Source organism: Aureimonas sp. AU4 (genome assembly GCF_001463765.1).
Classification (GTDB): domain Bacteria; phylum Pseudomonadota; class Alphaproteobacteria; order Rhizobiales; family Rhizobiaceae; genus Aureimonas.
The window spans coordinates 167349-181673 of the sequence record NZ_BBWK01000027.1 but is presented as its reverse complement, the minus strand read 5'-3'; the positions used below and the strand labels follow the sequence as shown (position 1 = coordinate 181673).

Sequence of the window (14325 nt, the reverse complement as noted above, 5' to 3'; positions counted from 1 at the left end):
GTCCGGCACCGCGCGAGCGTCGCGCCGCGCCTCAAGAGGCGGACGAAGGCCGGGCCGCCGAGGAGCCCCAGCCGCGCCGGCGGCCCGCCCCCGCCGCCGAGGAGGAAGCCCCCGCCCGTCGCGAGGCGCCGGCCCGCCGTGCCGCGCCAGGAGCCGAACCCGCGCAGGACGAGGCGCCGCCCGCCCGCGAGCGTCCTCCGCGCCGCGAACGCGCACCGGCTGCGGAAGAGGCCGCACCGGGCACCAGCGAGGAAGCGCCAACACGCCGTCGCCCGGCCGCAGAGCCCGAGGCGCCTGCCCCCCGCGGTGCCGCTGAACGTCCAGCCGCCCCCGAGCGTCCGGCAGCCCCGGAGCGTCCAGCAACCCCGGAACGTCCCGCCACGCCCGAGAACAGCGATGCCCCTGCGCGCGAACGCGCGCCGGGCGAGCCGCGTCGTCCGGCTGAGCCCGGACGCGAGGCGCCGCGTGCAGGAGAACGGCCGCGCGAGGCCGCGCCCGACAGCGGTCTCCCACCGGCCGACACCCCGCAGGGGAACCCGTCGCAACTGCCGGTCGACAACGGAACGCAGAACGACGTGCGCGAACCCGCCGCCCCCGGCGCCGAGCCGGCTCAGCGCCCGCGTGACGGCGGCGCGCAGGGTCGCCGCAATCCGAACGAGCCCGGCCGTCCGCGCACCGGGCAGGAGCGTCCTACGGCGGCAACACCCGGCGAGCCCCCCGCGACGCAGCGGCCGCCGGAAACTGTGGCCCCCGTGCCCCCGGCCGCCCCGACGCCTGGCGCCGAAACCATGACGCCGGTCAACCCGGCCGCGCCTGCGACGCCGACCGCCCCGTCGACCGCCCCGGTCGCTCCGGTTCCGCCGGGCGCCGCAACGGGTGCGCCCGTGGCTCCGCGTACCCCCCCGGCACCTCCCGCCCTTCCGCCGGGAACCGCGCCCGGCGGTGCCGCGCCGAACGGAACGGCTCCCGCGGCACCGCCGGCCGCCCTGCCCGGGCAGCCGGCTCCGGGCACGACGGCTGCGGCGCCCCAGACACCGTTGCCGCCGACCCGCCCGCCCGAGCCGGTCGCGACCGACCTGCAGACGGCGCCGGTTCCCAAGGGCCAGGTCGATGCCGTGGATGCGCAGGTCCAGCGACTGCCGGCACCGGTTGAGGTGCGCCCGGTTACAGCCATTCAGGGCGAGCGGATCGAGCGCAGGCCGGACTTCGCCCTGCCCCCCCAGGCGAAGGTCGTGGAACGGGTCGGCGACCGGGACATCCTGTCGATCGTCGGCGCGGGCATCGCCGGCGCGGCCGCCGGTGCGGCCGCATCCTACTTCATCCGCTCCGACGACAACGACCGCCTTTCGCGCGGCTCGCGTGACGTCACCTACGAGCGGCTGCCGCGCGGCCTCTCGCGCGAGACGATCATCCGCGAGAACGGCGTGCGGGTCGTCACGATCGAGAACGAGTACGGCGACGTCATCCAGCGCTCGCGCATCGCGCCGGACGGACGCGAGACCGTCCTGTTCTACGATCCCTACGCCGAGGACGATTCGCGCCCGGACTACTACACGGACGCAGGCGCCGATCTGCCGCCGCTTCGCCTGGAGATTCCGGAGGATCGCTATATCGTCGACGTCGCCCAGCCGGACGAGGAGCTGTACTACGATACGCTCGTCGCCCCGCCGGTGGAGACGGTGGAGCGCATCTACTCGGTGGACGAGGTGCGCCGCTCGGAGCGTATCCGCGACAAGGTGCGCCGCATCGATCTCGCGACGATCAACTTCGCCTTCGGTTCCGACCAGATCGCCCAGGATCAGGTCGCGAACCTCCAGGCGCTGGCCGACGCCGTGAAGCGCGTGATCGACGAGAACCCGGCGGAGGTCTTCCTTCTGGAAGGCCATACCGACGCGGTAGGCAGCAACGTCGCCAACCTCGCGCTCTCGGATCGCCGCGCGGCGGCCGTGGCCTCGGCGCTGACGCAATACTTCGAGATTCCGGCCGAGAACATCGTCACCCAGGGCTATGGCGAGGAAGATCTCAAGGTCGACACGCAGGGGCCGAACGCCGAGAACCGTCGCGTCACGCTTCGCCGCATCACCGCGCTCGTGAAGCCGGTGGAAACGGCCAGGTCGCAGCGGCCGTAAGGTCGAGCAGGCCGCGCCCGAGGGTCGCGGTCGGCCACACGCACAAAGGGCCGGGGCTTCGCAGGAAGCCCCGGCCCTTTTCGTTCACGGCGGCGACGCCGGCCGCCTGCTGACGTCGGCCGATCTCAGTGCAGGATCTGGCTGAGGAAGAGCTTCGTGCGCTCGTGCTGCGGGTTGGAGAAGAAGGCCTCGGGCTTGTTCTCCTCGACGATCTGGCCGGCGTCCATGAAGATCACGCGGTCCGCCACCTGACGGGCGAAGCCCATCTCGTGCGTCACGCAGATCATGGTCATGCCCTCTTCGGCGAGCGACACCATCGTGTCGAGCACTTCCTTGACCATCTCGGGATCGAGCGCGGAGGTCGGTTCGTCGAAGAGCATCACCTTGGGGCGCATGCAGAGCGCGCGCGCGATCGCCACGCGCTGCTGCTGTCCGCCCGAGAGCTGGCCCGGATACTTGTTGGCCTGCTCGGGAATGCGCACGCGGGTGAGGAAGTGCATGGCCACCTCCTCCGCCTTCTTCTTCGGCATCTTGCGCACCCAGATCGGGGCGAGCGTGCAGTTCTCAAGGATCGTCAGGTGCGGAAAGAGGTTGAAGTGCTGGAACACCATGCCGACCTCCTGGCGCACCAGGTCGATCTTCTTCAGGTCGTTGGTCAGCTCGACGCCGTCCACGACGATCGAGCCCTTCTGGTGCTCCTCCAGCCGGTTGATGCAGCGAATCATCGTCGACTTGCCGGAACCCGAAGGGCCGCAGACCACGATGCGCTCGCCGCGCAGAACCGACAGGTTGATGTCGCGCAGGACGTGGAACTCGCCATACCACTTGTTGACGTTGGTCAGCTCGATCGCGAGGCCCTCGCCGGCGGATGCGGCGGGTCGCGTGGCTTGGGCGGACTGGAGCGACATGGGGGAGTTGAACCTTCGATGCGTCAGGCTTGATGGAATCGGCTAGTGCTTGCGGCCGCGCGCCAGCCGATGCTCGATGTAGATCGAGTATCGCGACATGCTGAAGCAAAACAGCCAGAATGCAAAGGCTCCGAATACGAGACCGGTCGCGGGGGTCGACGGTGTGATCCAGACCGGGTCGTTGAAGCCGCGCCGGATCGTGCCGAGAAGGTCCGCCAGGCCGATGATGTAGACGAGGCTCGTATCCTTGAAGAGCCCGATGAACGTGTTCACGATGCCGGGAATCACGAGCGTCAGGGCCTGAGGCAGGATGATCATCCGCATCTTCTGCCAGTAGGTCAGCGCCATGGCGTCGGCGCCCTCGTACTGTCCCTTCGGGATCGCCTGCAGGCCGCCGCGAATGACCTCGGCCATGTAGGCCGCCGCGAACAGCGAGACGCCGACCAGGACGCGCAGAAGCTGATTGAAGCTGACGCCCTGCGGCAGCAGAAGCGGCAGCATGAAGTTCGCCATGAACAGCACGGTGATCAGCGGGACGCCGCGCCAGAACTCGATGAAGACCACCGACAGGAAGCGCACGGCCGGCATGCCTGACTGCCGCCCGAGCGCGAGCAGGATGCCGAGCGGCAGCGAGAAGGCGATGCCTGTCAGCGCCACGACCAGGGTGACGAGCAGCCCGCCCCAGAGATTCGTCGGCACGTGCATGATGCCGAGCGGCGCGGTCAGGATCAGGACGAAGGCCACGGCGACGAGCGTCGGGACGATCAGCATCGCCAGTCCGCCCCGTTCGTCCGATGTCGAGACCGTCGCGGTGATCGCAAGCACGATCGCGCCGAGCGCGGCGAACACCGCGACTTGTGCCGGGAGGTTGAAGCGGAACGTGAGGATGCTCTCGCTGCCTCCGGCGGTGTAGTAGAAGGAAGCGACACCGACCACGGCCGCCAGGACCGTCAGCCAGAGCGCGATCCGCATGACAAGCGTTCGGCCGACCGTGCTGCTCTGCCCGAAGGCCAGGAAGATGGTCGCCGCCGCCGCGAGCGCGAAGACGATGGAAATGCCCGACCCGGACATCTCGAACTGACCGCCCGTCAGGAGAACGAGCACGATCAGGGGATAGACGCCGAGAAGCAGGAGGGCGAAGAGCTTCTTGAAGGGCACGCGCGGTATGGCGACAAGAAGGATCAGCGCGGCGCCGAGCGCGAAGACCACATCGACGCGCCAGCGCGCATCGACCGGGTAGAGTCCGTAGACGAACTGGCTGTAGCGGGAGGCGATGAAGGCCCAGCAGGCGCCGACATGCCGCTCAGCGGTGCTGAGACAGGCCGTGCGGTCGTCTCCGGTGAAGACGGCGTCGACGATCGCCCACTGGACGAGCGACCAGACGACATAGACGGCGAGCGCGCCGAAGAGGACCGTCAGGATCGCGTCGAACGGCGTCGCGAAGAAGCGCAAGCGCAGGCGCGCAAACGGGCTCGACGTATCGACCGGCGGAGGCAGCGCGGGCAGTCCGCCGCGCGGCGCATAGGAGGCGACTTGCTCTTCCATCTCTGCCTCTCAGCGCTCGACGAGTTTCATGCGGCGGTTGAACCAGTTCATCAACAGCGACACCGCCACGCTGATGGTGAGGTACACCGTCATCCAGACGACCACGACCTCAATCGACTGGCCGGACTGGTTGAGGACGGTCGAGCCGACGGCGACGAGTTCCGGGTATCCGATGGCCAGGCCCAGCGACGAGTTCTTCGTGAGGTTCAGATATTGCGAGGTTAGCGGCGGAATGATCACGCGGAACGCCTGCGGCACCACGACGAGACGTAGTGCGGTACCCCGACGAAGCCCGAGGGCGGCCGCCGCTTCGGTCTGCCCCTTGGAGACCGAGAGAATGCCTGCGCGCACGATCTCGGCGATGAAGGCGGCCGTATAGACCGACAGCGCGAGAAAGATCGACAGGAACTCCGGCTTGATCTGGAAGCCGCCGGTCAGGTTGAACGTGCCGCGCGTGACGACGTTGAGGCTCGCCGGAAAGCCGAGCGCCGCGAAGACGACGAGCGGAAGCACCACGATGAGCCCGATAGCCGGAATCAGCAATCCGGGGCGCGAGCCGGTCGCCATCTGACGAGCGCGGAAGATGCGCGAGAGAATGAGCGTCGCGACGACGCCGACGACGAGCGCGCCCAGAACCCAGACGCTTCCCGGCAGCCACGTCACGCTCGGCGTCTGGAGCCCTCGATTGGACAGGAAGGAGTCCAGCGGCAGTTCGATCGCCTCGCGCGGACCCGGCAGGACCGACAGGACGCCGAAATACCAGAAGAGGATGACGAGCAAGGGCGGGATGTTGCGGAAGGTCTCGACGTAGATCGTGCAAAGACCGCGCACGAGGAAGTTGTGCGACAGACGGCCGATGCCGACCAGGAAGCCGAGGATGGTCGCGAAGACGATGCCGGTCGAGGCGACGATCAGCGTGTTGGCGATGCCGACCGCGATGGCGCGCCCGTAGGTCGCGTTGTTCGTGTAGGCGATCGGGACCTGCGAGATGTCGAAGCCCGCGCGGTTCTGCAGGAAGCCGAAGCCCGAGGCGATGTTGGCGTTTCGCAGGTTCTGCGCCGTGTTTCCGACGAGCCACCATGCGAACACGGCGAGACCGACGACGAGCACGACCTGGATGACGATGCTGCGGATGGTCGGGTTGGTCCAGACCGAATCACGGCGGGGCTGGGCGCGCATCGCCCCAAGGTCTGCAGTCATGAATGTCCCTTGCGACGGGTCGAGGCGGGCGACGCCGGACCCTTCGGACCCGGCGTCGTCTCGATGGTTCAGATCAGCGGATCGGCGGGGCGTACTGCAGGCCGCCCTTCGTCCAGAGCGCGTTCTGGCCGCGCGCGATGCCGAGCGGCGAGCCCGTGCCGACGTTGCGCTCGAAGATCTCGCCGTAGTTTCCGACGGCCTTGATGATGTTCACCACGAAATCGTTGGTGAGGCCGGCATCGGCGCCGAACGTTCCCTCGACGCCGAGCAGGCGGCGAATCTCGGGATTGGCCGAATTCTTCATCTCCTCGACATTGGCCTGGGTCACGCCCAGCTCCTCGGCGTCGAGCAGCGCGAAGTGGGTCCACTTCACGATGTTGAACCACTGGTCGTCGCCCTGGCGTACGGCGGGACCGAGCGGCTCCTTGGAGATGATCTCGGGCAGAACGACGTGGTCGTTCGGCTGGGCGAGCTCGAGGCGCGAGGCGTAGAGACCCGACTGGTCCGTGGTCAGAACGTCGCAGCGACCGCTGTCGTAGGCGGCGTTCACGTCGGCCTGCGCCTCGATGACGACCGGGTTGTACTGCATGTTGTTGGCGGCGAAGTAGTCGGCAAGGTTCAGCTCGGTCGTGGTGCCGCTCTGCACGCACACCGTCGCGCCCGAGAGCTGCAGCGCCGAGTTCACGCCCAGCGACGCCTTCACCATGAAGCCCTGGCCGTCATAGTAGTTGATGCCCGCGAACTTGAGGCCCAGCGAGGTGTCGCGGCTCATGGTCCAGGTCGTGTTTCGGGCGAGGATGTCGACCTCGCTGTTCTGGAGCGCCGGGAAGCGCTGAACCGCCGAGAGGGGCGAATAAACGACCTTGGCGGGATCATTGAAGATGGCGGCGGCAACGGCCTTGCAGTAGTCGACGTCCAGACCGGCCCATTGACCCTGGTCGTTCTGGAAGCCGAAGCCCGGAAGACCCGTGTTGACGCCGCAGCGCACCGTGCCGCGGGCTTTCGTATCGTCGAGGGTCGCAGCCGACGCGCCGGTCGCGGCCAGAGCAACGGCCGACAGTCCGAGGGCGGCGGTCACAAGCTTCAGGTTCATGGAATGTCCTTGGGTTCGGAACAAAAACGGAGACAGAACGCCCCCGGAACCCGGGGGACGGCACGAAGACGTCAGGCGCCCCGAACCAATGGTCGTTCACGGTTCGCGATGTCATGCCATAAAAATTGGCAGGTCAAGTCTTGGCCTAAATTTTCCAATGACGAACAAGGGCGTACTGTAAGTTACGCCATACGATAACGCAGGATGCATCTTCGGTGAGCAATTCTCCCACGTCGACGCCCGACTACGATTCTACCACCAGACTTCTTCACGCCGGCCATGAGCCGCGCGAGTTTCACGGCTTCGTCAACCCGGCGGTCTTTCGCGGCTCGACCATCCTCTTCCCGAGCGCGGCGGCCATGCGCAGCCGCGACCAGCGCTATACCTACGGCCTTCGCGGCACCCCGACGCTCGAATCATTGGAGCGGGCGATCGACGAGATGGAGGGCTCGGCCGGAACGATCCTCGTGCCGTCAGGGCTGGCGGCGGTCAGCGTCCCCCTCCTCGCCTTCCTGCGAAGCGGCGATCATTGTCTCGTGATCGACAGCATCTACGGACCGACGCGCCACTTCTGCGACTCGATGCTGAAGCGGCTGGGGGTCGAGACCGAATACGTCGATCCGCGATCGGGGCCGGAGGGCCTGCGCGCGCAGATGCGCGACAACACGCGTGTCGTGTTCCTGGAAGCGCCGGGATCGAATACGTTCGAGATGATCGACGTCGCCGCCTTCTGCGCGGTCGCGCACGAGCGCGGTGCCGTCACGATGATGGACAACACCTGGGCGACCCCCCTCTTCTTCAGGCCGCTCGATCATGGCGTCGACCTTTCGATCCACGCCCTGACCAAGTATCCGGGCGGCCATTCGGACATCCTGATGGGCAGCGTTTCGGCGACGGCGGACTACATCCGCCCCTTGCGCGAGGCGCAGATGGAGCTCGGCATCAACGTCTCGCCGGACGACGCCTATCTCGTGTATCGCGGCCTGAAGACCATGCCCGTGCGCCTGAAGGCCCATCAGTCCGCCGCGCTTCACCTCGCGCAGTGGCTGGAGACCCGTCCCGAGATCGCGCGCGTCCTGCATCCGGCTCTGCCGAGCTTCGAGGGGCATGAGCTCTGGAAGCGGCAGTTCGGCGGCGCGAGCGGCCTGTTCTCGGTCGTGCTGGCGGGCGGTGGAACGCGGGCGGCCGACGCATTCCTCGACGCCCTGCGCATCTTCGGCCTCGGCTATTCCTGGGGTGGCTTCGAAAGCCTGGCGCTCGAATCGCACCTGAACGATCGGCGCCACGCACATGCGCCGACGGAGGGATCCGTGATTCGCCTTCAGATCGGGCTCGAGGATCCGGAGGATCTGAGGCGGGATCTCGAAGCAGGCCTCGAGGCGGCGGGGAGCATTTTGGCCGGGCAGCGTTGATCGCGTACCAGTGGCCTATCTGAAAGTGGGCTCGGCGGCGGATCCCCGTCGCCGAGCCCGGCGCATCAGTTCGCCGAAGGCATCGTCGCGGCGGCCGGCCCGGGCGGAGCCGGCGGGACGGCGAGATCCGGGATGCGATCGGTCAGCGGCTTGGCGGCCGCAATGCAGGCTTCCATCGGCTCGTCCCCGCAATTGATGCGAATACCCGCGTCACGGCCGAGGCGTAGCTCGATACCCTTTCCCATGGGCGGAGGCGGCGGAGGACCGCGATGGTCGACGTCCCGAGGGCCCTCGCCCGGGGGCGGCGGGGGCGGCATGTCGCCGGGCGCGGGCCGGGCGTCGGCGCCCGGTCCCGGCATCGCGCCAGCTGCCGCAGGCGGTGGTGGCGTATCACGCGATGGCGCGGCCTGCGCGGCGGCGAAGGACGTGAGCCCGACGGCAAAGGCCGTTGCGAGCAGGGCTGACTTGATCATGATTTTCAATCCTTGCGCGGAATGCGCGATCCGGCGCCTTGCGGATCGGGCGAAAGCCGTGGCGTCGCGGTCAGGCTGCGCCAAAGGGGCCTTGATCTGTCCGACGGTCGTGCCGGACATTAGGGTTGATGGTTCGGGCCGCGAGGCGGTCAGTCCGCGTTCGGCCTCGCGTCCGGGCCGACGTCGCGCGGGCCTTGGCCGGGACCGTGGCGCGGAGGAGGAGGCGGATCGAGTTGGTCGATGCGCTGATCGGCGTGGCGAATGGCGCTCGCGTGCAGAAATCCATCGCGGAAGCGGCCTTGCACGGTGACGGTCTCGCCAGTGGATACGAGATTGCCGCCCTCGCCCGCTCGACCGGTCTCGACAAGCGCCTTGCCGGCTCCGTCGCTGACGACGAACTTGTTGCCATAGATTTCGGCGACTTGGCCGGCGATGCCGACGACGGACGCGTCGGAAAGCTGAGCGATCGGTGTCGTGACGAGAGCCGTGTCGAACGTGGCGTCACGATGCTGCGTCGCGCTCCAAGCTGCCGCTCCGCCTGCAAAGCCGAGCACCAGAAGGCCAAGAGCGCCAGCGCCGAGGACAGCATTGCGCGAGATCGGCCGTCGGCGCGGAGGGGTGGGTTCCGGGACGCGTGTCGTCTCGTCGGACGCGAGGGTTGGCGTGGGGTTGGGATCGTTGGTCATCGTCGTCACCGTTCGTGTTGCGGTGAGAGGGGTCTTAGGCTCCGGCAACCCACAGCACGCTGAACCGATCGGTTCAGCTTGGGTTCAGGCGAAGGACGTGGCCGCAACCGATGGGCGACGGGGACGGCGAGCCATCGGTGCTGCGGTGCCACCCGAGCGCATGCGACCTAGATCATGAGGATCGGACAAGCGGAAAGGATCGGCCATGCGGAGCCTGGAATACGAACGGTTCGGCGACCCCTTGCAGGTGTTGAGCCTGCGTGAACGGGAGCGGCCGAAGCCGAATGCCGGCGAGGCGCTGCTTCGCATGGTGCTGTCGCCCATTCACAACCACGATCTCATGACCATCGCCGGATCCTACGGGATCAAGCCGCCGCTGCCGGCGATCGCCGGCAGCGAGGCACTCGGCCTCGTCGAGGAACTTGGCCCGGGTGTCGAAAACCTTCGGGTCGGACAGCGGGTGATCGGCGGTGGACGACAAACCTGGGCCGACTTCTATCTGGCCGACGCGAAGCAGGTCCGGTCCATCCCGGACACCATCGCCGACGAGACCGCATGCCAGCTCATCGCCATGCCTCTCAGTGCCAAGATGCTGCTGGCGACGCTGGGGCTAGAGCGTGGCGATTGGCTCGTGCAGAACGGCGCCAACGGCGCGGTGGGTCGCCTCGTCTCACGCTTCGGGGCAGAGAAGGGCATCAGGGTCCTGAGCCTCGTGCGGCGCGACGCAGCAGTCGACGAACTCGCGGCGGTCGGGATCACCAACGGAGTGTCGACCGAACAGCCTGGCTGGGAGGATCGGGCCCGCAAGGTGATCGGCGATGGAACGATCCGCGCAGGTCTCGATTCGATCGGCGGCGACGGCCCCGCCCAGCTCGCGCGACTGGTCGCCGATGGCGGTGAGATCGTCATCTTCGGGGCTCTCAGCGGCGAGCCGATCCGCCTCGATCCGTCGGTTTCGATTTTCCGGCAGATCACGGTGCGAGGATTCTGGGGCGCGAAGCCAAACCTGCCATCAGAGGTCATCGGCGGTCTTCTGGAGGAACTCGTGACAGAGGCCTCCAGCGGCAGGCTGACGCTGCCGACCGATGGAATCTTTCCTCTCGAGCAATTCGGCGAGGCCTTGCGTGCGACCCACGAACCCGGTCGCGCGGGCAAGGTGATCCTGCGCGGGCGCTGAAGGTCGGCGCGGCCGCCTCGTCTCGTCGGGCTGGCCGCGTTTGTCTTGGGCCGGCTATCCGCGATCACGGTGCGGGCCGGGAACCCTCTTTTGGGCCGGCGTTCGGACGGCGTTCCTTCTTCGCGAAGTCAGCGACTCGACGTCGCCGGCGTTCGGCTTCATAGGACCATTCGCGCACGCGGGACACCGCTCATCACGAAAGACCGTCAGCCCATGACCGCCACGCTTCTCTTCGACATGGATGGGACGATCGTGGAAACCGACCACCTGCATTTCCAAGCGATGCGCAGCGTCTTCATGCCCCATGGCGTCGATCTCGATTGGGAGACCTACCGCACACGCGTGATCGGTGTCGCGAACGCAGCGACCGCCGCGACCTTCCTGCCGGGACTAGCCCCGGCAGAGGGCGCCGCCGTGCTGGATGCCAAGGAAGCCGCCTATCGCGAGCTCGTCACCGAACTGGAAGCGGCATCCGGCCTGCTGCCCCTTCTGGATTGGGCGGATCGAGAAGGCATTCCGTGTGCCGTCGTCACCAATGCGCCGAGGGCAAACGCGGAACTCGTGCTGAATGCCCTTCAACTGACGGATCGCTTCCGATGCCTCGTCATCGGCGATGAACTGGCGAACGCCAAGCCGCATCCGCTGCCTTACCTGACAGCCATCGAAAGGCTGGGCGGGGATCCCGCGCGCTCGGTTGCCTTCGAGGACTCGCCGGCCGGTGCCCGTGCAGCGTTCGCTGCCGGCGTCGGCGTGGTCGGTCTCCTGACCTCCGTCGAGCCGGACACGCTCCAGGGCGCCGGTGCGGAGGTCGTGGCCCGGGACTTCAACGATCCCGAGCTCTTGGCCTACGTACACGGGCGCACCGGCGCCATCGGTGCGATCTCTTAAGGCGCAGTGCTCCTCAAGCGGCCGACGAAGCGGAACTGATGTCCGCGCGGCCGGGACGAGAGGAAGGGTGCCCCCGCCTATCGCTCAATACATCGGCATGCCGCCGGTCACGGGAATGACCGCGCCCGACAGGTAGCTGCCTTCGCCCGAAGCCAGAAGCACGTAGGCCGGAGCGAGCTCCGCCGGCTGGCCCGCACGCCCGAGCGGTGTGTTGTGCCCCAGCGTCTCCAATGTCTCCGGGTCCTTGGCGATCGGCTGAATCGGCGTCCACACCGGTCCGGGGGCGACCGCATTCACGCGAATGCCCTTGGGCGCCAGAAGATTGGAAAGCCCGATCGTCAGGCTCGAAACGGCGCCCTTGGTCGCGGAATAGACGATCATGTTCTTCGTAGCGACCTTGGCCTGGACGCTGGTCGAGTTCACGATGGCAGAGCCCGGCTTCATGTGCGGCACGGCCGCCTTGGCAAGGCGGATCATGGCAAACACGTTGGCCTGGAAGGCGCCTTGCATCTCGTCGTCGTCGATATCGGCGAGATCCTCGTTGGTGGTTTGCGCCGCCGCGTTGTTGACGAGGATATCGATAGCACCGAGCTCATCGACCGTTTGCTCGACGATCCGTCGGCAATGATCGCGGTCGCGGATGTCACCGGGCAGCAAAAGGCAACGCTGCCCCGCCTTCTCGACCCAAGCCTTTGTCTCCTCGGCATCGATCTGCTCATCGACGAGATACGAGATCGCGACGTCGGCTCCCTCGCGCGCATAGGCGATGGCGACGGCCTTGCCGATGCCCGAGTCGCCGCCCGTGATCAAGGCGACGCGCCCTGCGAGGAGATTTTTGCCTCGATAGCTTTCCTCGCCATGGTCGGGCTTGGTGCGCATGGCTTCTTCCAGTCCCGGCCGCGGCTGCGAAAGCTCGCCGGGAAAGCTGGTCGGATGGTTGGTGCGCGGATCGTCGGTCATGCAATGGGTCCGTTGCCAGAGATATGGATGGCGAACGGAAGTGAAGGGATTTGGCTCCCCGATCTCTTCTGGCGAATACAACGGAGAGCAAGCCGGACCCGGGCAGGTCCGGCTTGCCGGCGACGCCGCCCGAAGGTCTAGATGAGCTGACCGCCGTCGACGATGACGATCGCACCGGTCATGTCACGCGCGGATGGCGAGGCCAGAAACGCGCCCGCCGCGGCGCCGTGCTCCGCCGTACCGAAACGCCCGAGCGGGTTCAGGCCGCGCTGGAAATCGGCAGAGGGGCCGTCAGCCGAGCCCATCTCGGTATCGGTCGAGCCGGGCTGCATGAGCTTGACCGTGATATCGCGCGGGCAAAGCTCGCGCGCGAGGCCCCGCGTCAGCGTCTGCAGGGCGGCCTTGTCACGAAATCAACCGTTCCCATGTCCCCGACGATGCGGTCGGCACCCCCGGAAATGATCGTGACGATCCGGCCGGCCGAGCGAAGATGCGGCATGGCCGCTTGGCTGGCCAGGATCGCCCCTCGGCTCATGCACCGCCAACAACTCGTCGATCAGCGAGATCTCAATTGTCGGCGATGGTGGCACAGGCGGCGATCGCTGCGCCGATCACGCGCGACCCGCCGGTCATCAGCGCTTTCTCATTCGCTGAGACGTCAAGGGTTGTTGGTATGTTTCGAACACCAGCTTCCAGCCGCACGATTCGGCGATGGATTGTTCGCTCAGTCCGGTTTGGACGACGCCTTCCCGAAATAGAAGCCGAGGATCAGTAGCCATCCACTAGTGATCCACGCCGGCACCGAAATTTCGCTTCCGGTCCAGTAGGAGGCGATGAACGACGGTACGATCATGATCGTGACAAGCAGCGCGATAATGCCTGAAACCACGTCACCGTTTGCGAAAAACTCGTAGAAACTGCGCGAGTGAACCTCACCAACAATCCGTAGAAGATCGTCGTCGTGACCATAGACGTTGATCGACCTCCTTTGAACGAAGACGCGGTTAATGAATCTCGCCCGTGCACCGTCTTCCTGTTCGGGACCATCGAAGCCAACCGTGAGCAACACCCCATCCAGGAATCGCTCTTGGGTCATATAGATCGTGTGATTGATGCAGTTTGCGGTTCGGCGCCGCACATGCTCAATCACAAGATCGTCGCGATCAGGCGCCTTTCGGTAGTCAGCCATCGCTAGTCGGGACCCAATTCATGTCGCACGCCATGTTGCGCGGACCAGCCGAGGGTAGCGGTCACCCCCCGCAACTCAAGGGTAACAGCTGCAACATGCCTGCGACATGTTGATCTGTCCATTTCGACCTAAGTCATTGATTCGATTGGCGACCCCGGCAGGATTCGAACCTGCGACCATCGGCTTAGAAGGCCGGTGCTCTATCCTCTGAGCTACGGGGCCGGAGGGGTCAGTGCGTCCAGGGTTGCTGGCGGTCGTAGCGGAAGTTGTCGGAATAGGAGACGCGGGGGCGCACCGCCACATGCTCCTCCTCGACGCGGTACTCGATATTGTTGCGCGTCGCGTATTCGATCGCCTGCTCCTTGGTCTCGAAGGAGAGGCGCACCTGCGCCCGCGTGTCGCCCGACGAGATATAGCCCATCAGCGGATCGATCGACTTGGGCTCGGACGGCTCGTAGAGGAACAGCCACTCCTTGGTCTTGCCCTTGCCCGATTGCATCGCGGTGCGGGCGGGACGAAAGATGCGAGCGACCATGGGGAGCCTTCTCCGACAGGCTGGAACTGGTCGGAGCGGCAGGATTCGAACCTGCGACCCTCTGGTCCCAAACCAGATGCGCTACCAGACTGCGCTACGCTCCGTCCCCGGCAAGAACCGGGATGGGGTG

Annotated in this window: 15 protein-coding genes and 2 tRNA genes; 4 read left to right on the top strand and 13 right to left on the bottom strand. The window is 66.7% G+C overall.

Going from position 1 to position 14325, the window contains the following annotated elements; all coding sequences use genetic code 11:
• On the bottom strand, positions 1–545 hold a 545-nt coding region (locus AUL35_RS22770), incomplete at its 3' end, for a hypothetical protein (protein WP_210168686.1).
• Positions 546–1037: 492 nt separating this feature from the next.
• Here AUL35_RS22770 and AUL35_RS09775 point away from each other — a divergent pair.
• Positions 1038–2129: an OmpA family protein gene (locus AUL35_RS09775; RefSeq protein ID WP_244493719.1), complete on the top strand. Its 1092-nt coding sequence runs from the start codon at positions 1038–1040 to the stop codon at positions 2127–2129.
• Between the two features lie 125 nt (positions 2130–2254).
• Here the strand turns inward: AUL35_RS09775 and AUL35_RS09770 are convergent, their stop codons facing one another.
• From AUL35_RS09770 to AUL35_RS09755, 4 genes are all read right to left on the bottom strand, one after another.
• Entirely contained in the window at positions 2255–3037 is a 783-nt protein-coding gene (locus AUL35_RS09770) for an amino acid ABC transporter ATP-binding protein (protein ID WP_062014435.1), read from the bottom strand.
• 42 nt (positions 3038–3079) lie between these two features.
• Positions 3080–4582, bottom strand: a complete 1503-nt coding sequence (locus AUL35_RS09765; RefSeq protein ID WP_062014434.1) for an amino acid ABC transporter permease — start codon at positions 4580–4582, stop codon at positions 3080–3082.
• Positions 4583–4591: 9 nt separating this feature from the next.
• Positions 4592–5782 (bottom strand): amino acid ABC transporter permease, encoded by a 1191-nt coding sequence (locus AUL35_RS09760; protein WP_062014433.1) that lies wholly within the window; start codon positions 5780–5782, stop codon positions 4592–4594.
• Between the two features lie 73 nt (positions 5783–5855).
• Complete coding sequence (locus AUL35_RS09755; protein ID WP_062014432.1) at positions 5856–6875, bottom strand: amino acid ABC transporter substrate-binding protein; 1020 nt, start codon at positions 6873–6875, stop codon at positions 5856–5858.
• A gap of 215 nt (positions 6876–7090) precedes the next feature.
• Here AUL35_RS09755 and metC point away from each other — a divergent pair, with 215 nt between their 5' ends.
• Positions 7091–8287: a cystathionine beta-lyase gene (metC, locus tag AUL35_RS09750; RefSeq protein WP_062014431.1), complete on the top strand. Its 1197-nt coding sequence runs from the start codon at positions 7091–7093 to the stop codon at positions 8285–8287.
• A gap of 65 nt (positions 8288–8352) precedes the next feature.
• Here metC and AUL35_RS22070 read toward each other — a convergent pair whose 3' ends face one another.
• The gene (locus AUL35_RS22070; RefSeq protein ID WP_156417922.1) at positions 8353–8880 is read right to left on the bottom strand and encodes a hypothetical protein; all 528 of its coding nucleotides are present in this window, start codon (positions 8878–8880) and stop codon (positions 8353–8355) included.
• A gap of 29 nt (positions 8881–8909) precedes the next feature.
• Positions 8910–9446 (bottom strand): hypothetical protein, encoded by a 537-nt coding sequence (locus AUL35_RS22915; RefSeq protein WP_244493718.1) that lies wholly within the window; start codon positions 9444–9446, stop codon positions 8910–8912.
• Positions 9447–9651: 205 nt separating this feature from the next.
• Here AUL35_RS22915 and AUL35_RS09740 point away from each other — a divergent pair, with 205 nt between their 5' ends.
• Positions 9652–10623, top strand: coding sequence for a zinc-binding dehydrogenase (locus AUL35_RS09740; protein WP_062014430.1), 972 nt, complete (start codon positions 9652–9654; stop codon positions 10621–10623).
• Positions 10624–10836: 213 nt separating this feature from the next.
• The gene (locus AUL35_RS09735; RefSeq protein WP_062014429.1) at positions 10837–11511 is read left to right on the top strand and encodes an HAD family phosphatase; all 675 of its coding nucleotides are present in this window, start codon (positions 10837–10839) and stop codon (positions 11509–11511) included.
• An 84-nt stretch (positions 11512–11595) separates the two neighbouring features.
• Here the strand turns inward: AUL35_RS09735 and AUL35_RS09730 are convergent, their stop codons facing one another.
• From AUL35_RS09730 to AUL35_RS09705, 6 genes are all read right to left on the bottom strand, one after another.
• Complete coding sequence (locus AUL35_RS09730) at positions 11596–12471, bottom strand: SDR family oxidoreductase (RefSeq protein ID WP_062014428.1); 876 nt, start codon at positions 12469–12471, stop codon at positions 11596–11598.
• Positions 12472–12608: 137 nt separating this feature from the next.
• Complete coding sequence (locus AUL35_RS22910) at positions 12609–12866, bottom strand: SDR family oxidoreductase (RefSeq protein ID WP_374754485.1); 258 nt, start codon at positions 12864–12866, stop codon at positions 12609–12611.
• A 329-nt stretch (positions 12867–13195) separates the two neighbouring features.
• Complete coding sequence (locus AUL35_RS09720) at positions 13196–13660, bottom strand: hypothetical protein (protein ID WP_156417921.1); 465 nt, start codon at positions 13658–13660, stop codon at positions 13196–13198.
• 146 nt (positions 13661–13806) lie between these two features.
• A tRNA-Arg gene (locus tag AUL35_RS09715) sits at positions 13807–13882 on the bottom strand.
• 7 nt (positions 13883–13889) lie between these two features.
• A complete protein-coding gene (locus AUL35_RS09710) occupies positions 13890–14195 on the bottom strand; it encodes an ETC complex I subunit (RefSeq protein ID WP_062014425.1) in 306 nt (101 codons plus the stop codon).
• Between the two features lie 27 nt (positions 14196–14222).
• Positions 14223–14299, bottom strand: a tRNA-Pro gene (locus AUL35_RS09705).
• Positions 14300–14325: the final 26 nt, after the last annotated feature.

What these genes read in the sequence shown, in the direction of transcription:
- AUL35_RS22070 (WP_156417922.1), bottom strand. Translation starts at nt 8,880, where the DNA reads ATGTCCGGCACGACCGTCGGACAGATCAAGGCCCCTTTGGCGCAGCCT.
- AUL35_RS09730 (WP_062014428.1), bottom strand. Translation starts at nt 12,471, where the DNA reads ATGACCGACGATCCGCGCACCAACCATCCGACCAGCTTTCCCGGCGAG.
- AUL35_RS09765 (WP_062014434.1), bottom strand. Translation starts at nt 4,582, where the DNA reads ATGGAAGAGCAAGTCGCCTCCTATGCGCCGCGCGGCGGACTGCCCGCG.
- AUL35_RS09755 (WP_062014432.1), bottom strand. Translation starts at nt 6,875, where the DNA reads ATGAACCTGAAGCTTGTGACCGCCGCCCTCGGACTGTCGGCCGTTGCT.
- AUL35_RS09720 (WP_156417921.1), bottom strand. Translation starts at nt 13,660, where the DNA reads ATGGCTGACTACCGAAAGGCGCCTGATCGCGACGATCTTGTGATTGAG.
- AUL35_RS09740 (WP_062014430.1), top strand. Translation starts at nt 9,652, where the DNA reads ATGCGGAGCCTGGAATACGAACGGTTCGGCGACCCCTTGCAGGTGTTG.
- AUL35_RS22915 (WP_244493718.1), bottom strand. Translation starts at nt 9,446, where the DNA reads ATGACCAACGATCCCAACCCCACGCCAACCCTCGCGTCCGACGAGACG.
- AUL35_RS09735 (WP_062014429.1), top strand. Translation starts at nt 10,837, where the DNA reads ATGACCGCCACGCTTCTCTTCGACATGGATGGGACGATCGTGGAAACC.
- AUL35_RS09770 (WP_062014435.1), bottom strand. Translation starts at nt 3,037, where the DNA reads ATGTCGCTCCAGTCCGCCCAAGCCACGCGACCCGCCGCATCCGCCGGC.
- AUL35_RS09710 (WP_062014425.1), bottom strand. Translation starts at nt 14,195, where the DNA reads ATGGTCGCTCGCATCTTTCGTCCCGCCCGCACCGCGATGCAATCGGGC.
- AUL35_RS09760 (WP_062014433.1), bottom strand. Translation starts at nt 5,782, where the DNA reads ATGACTGCAGACCTTGGGGCGATGCGCGCCCAGCCCCGCCGTGATTCG.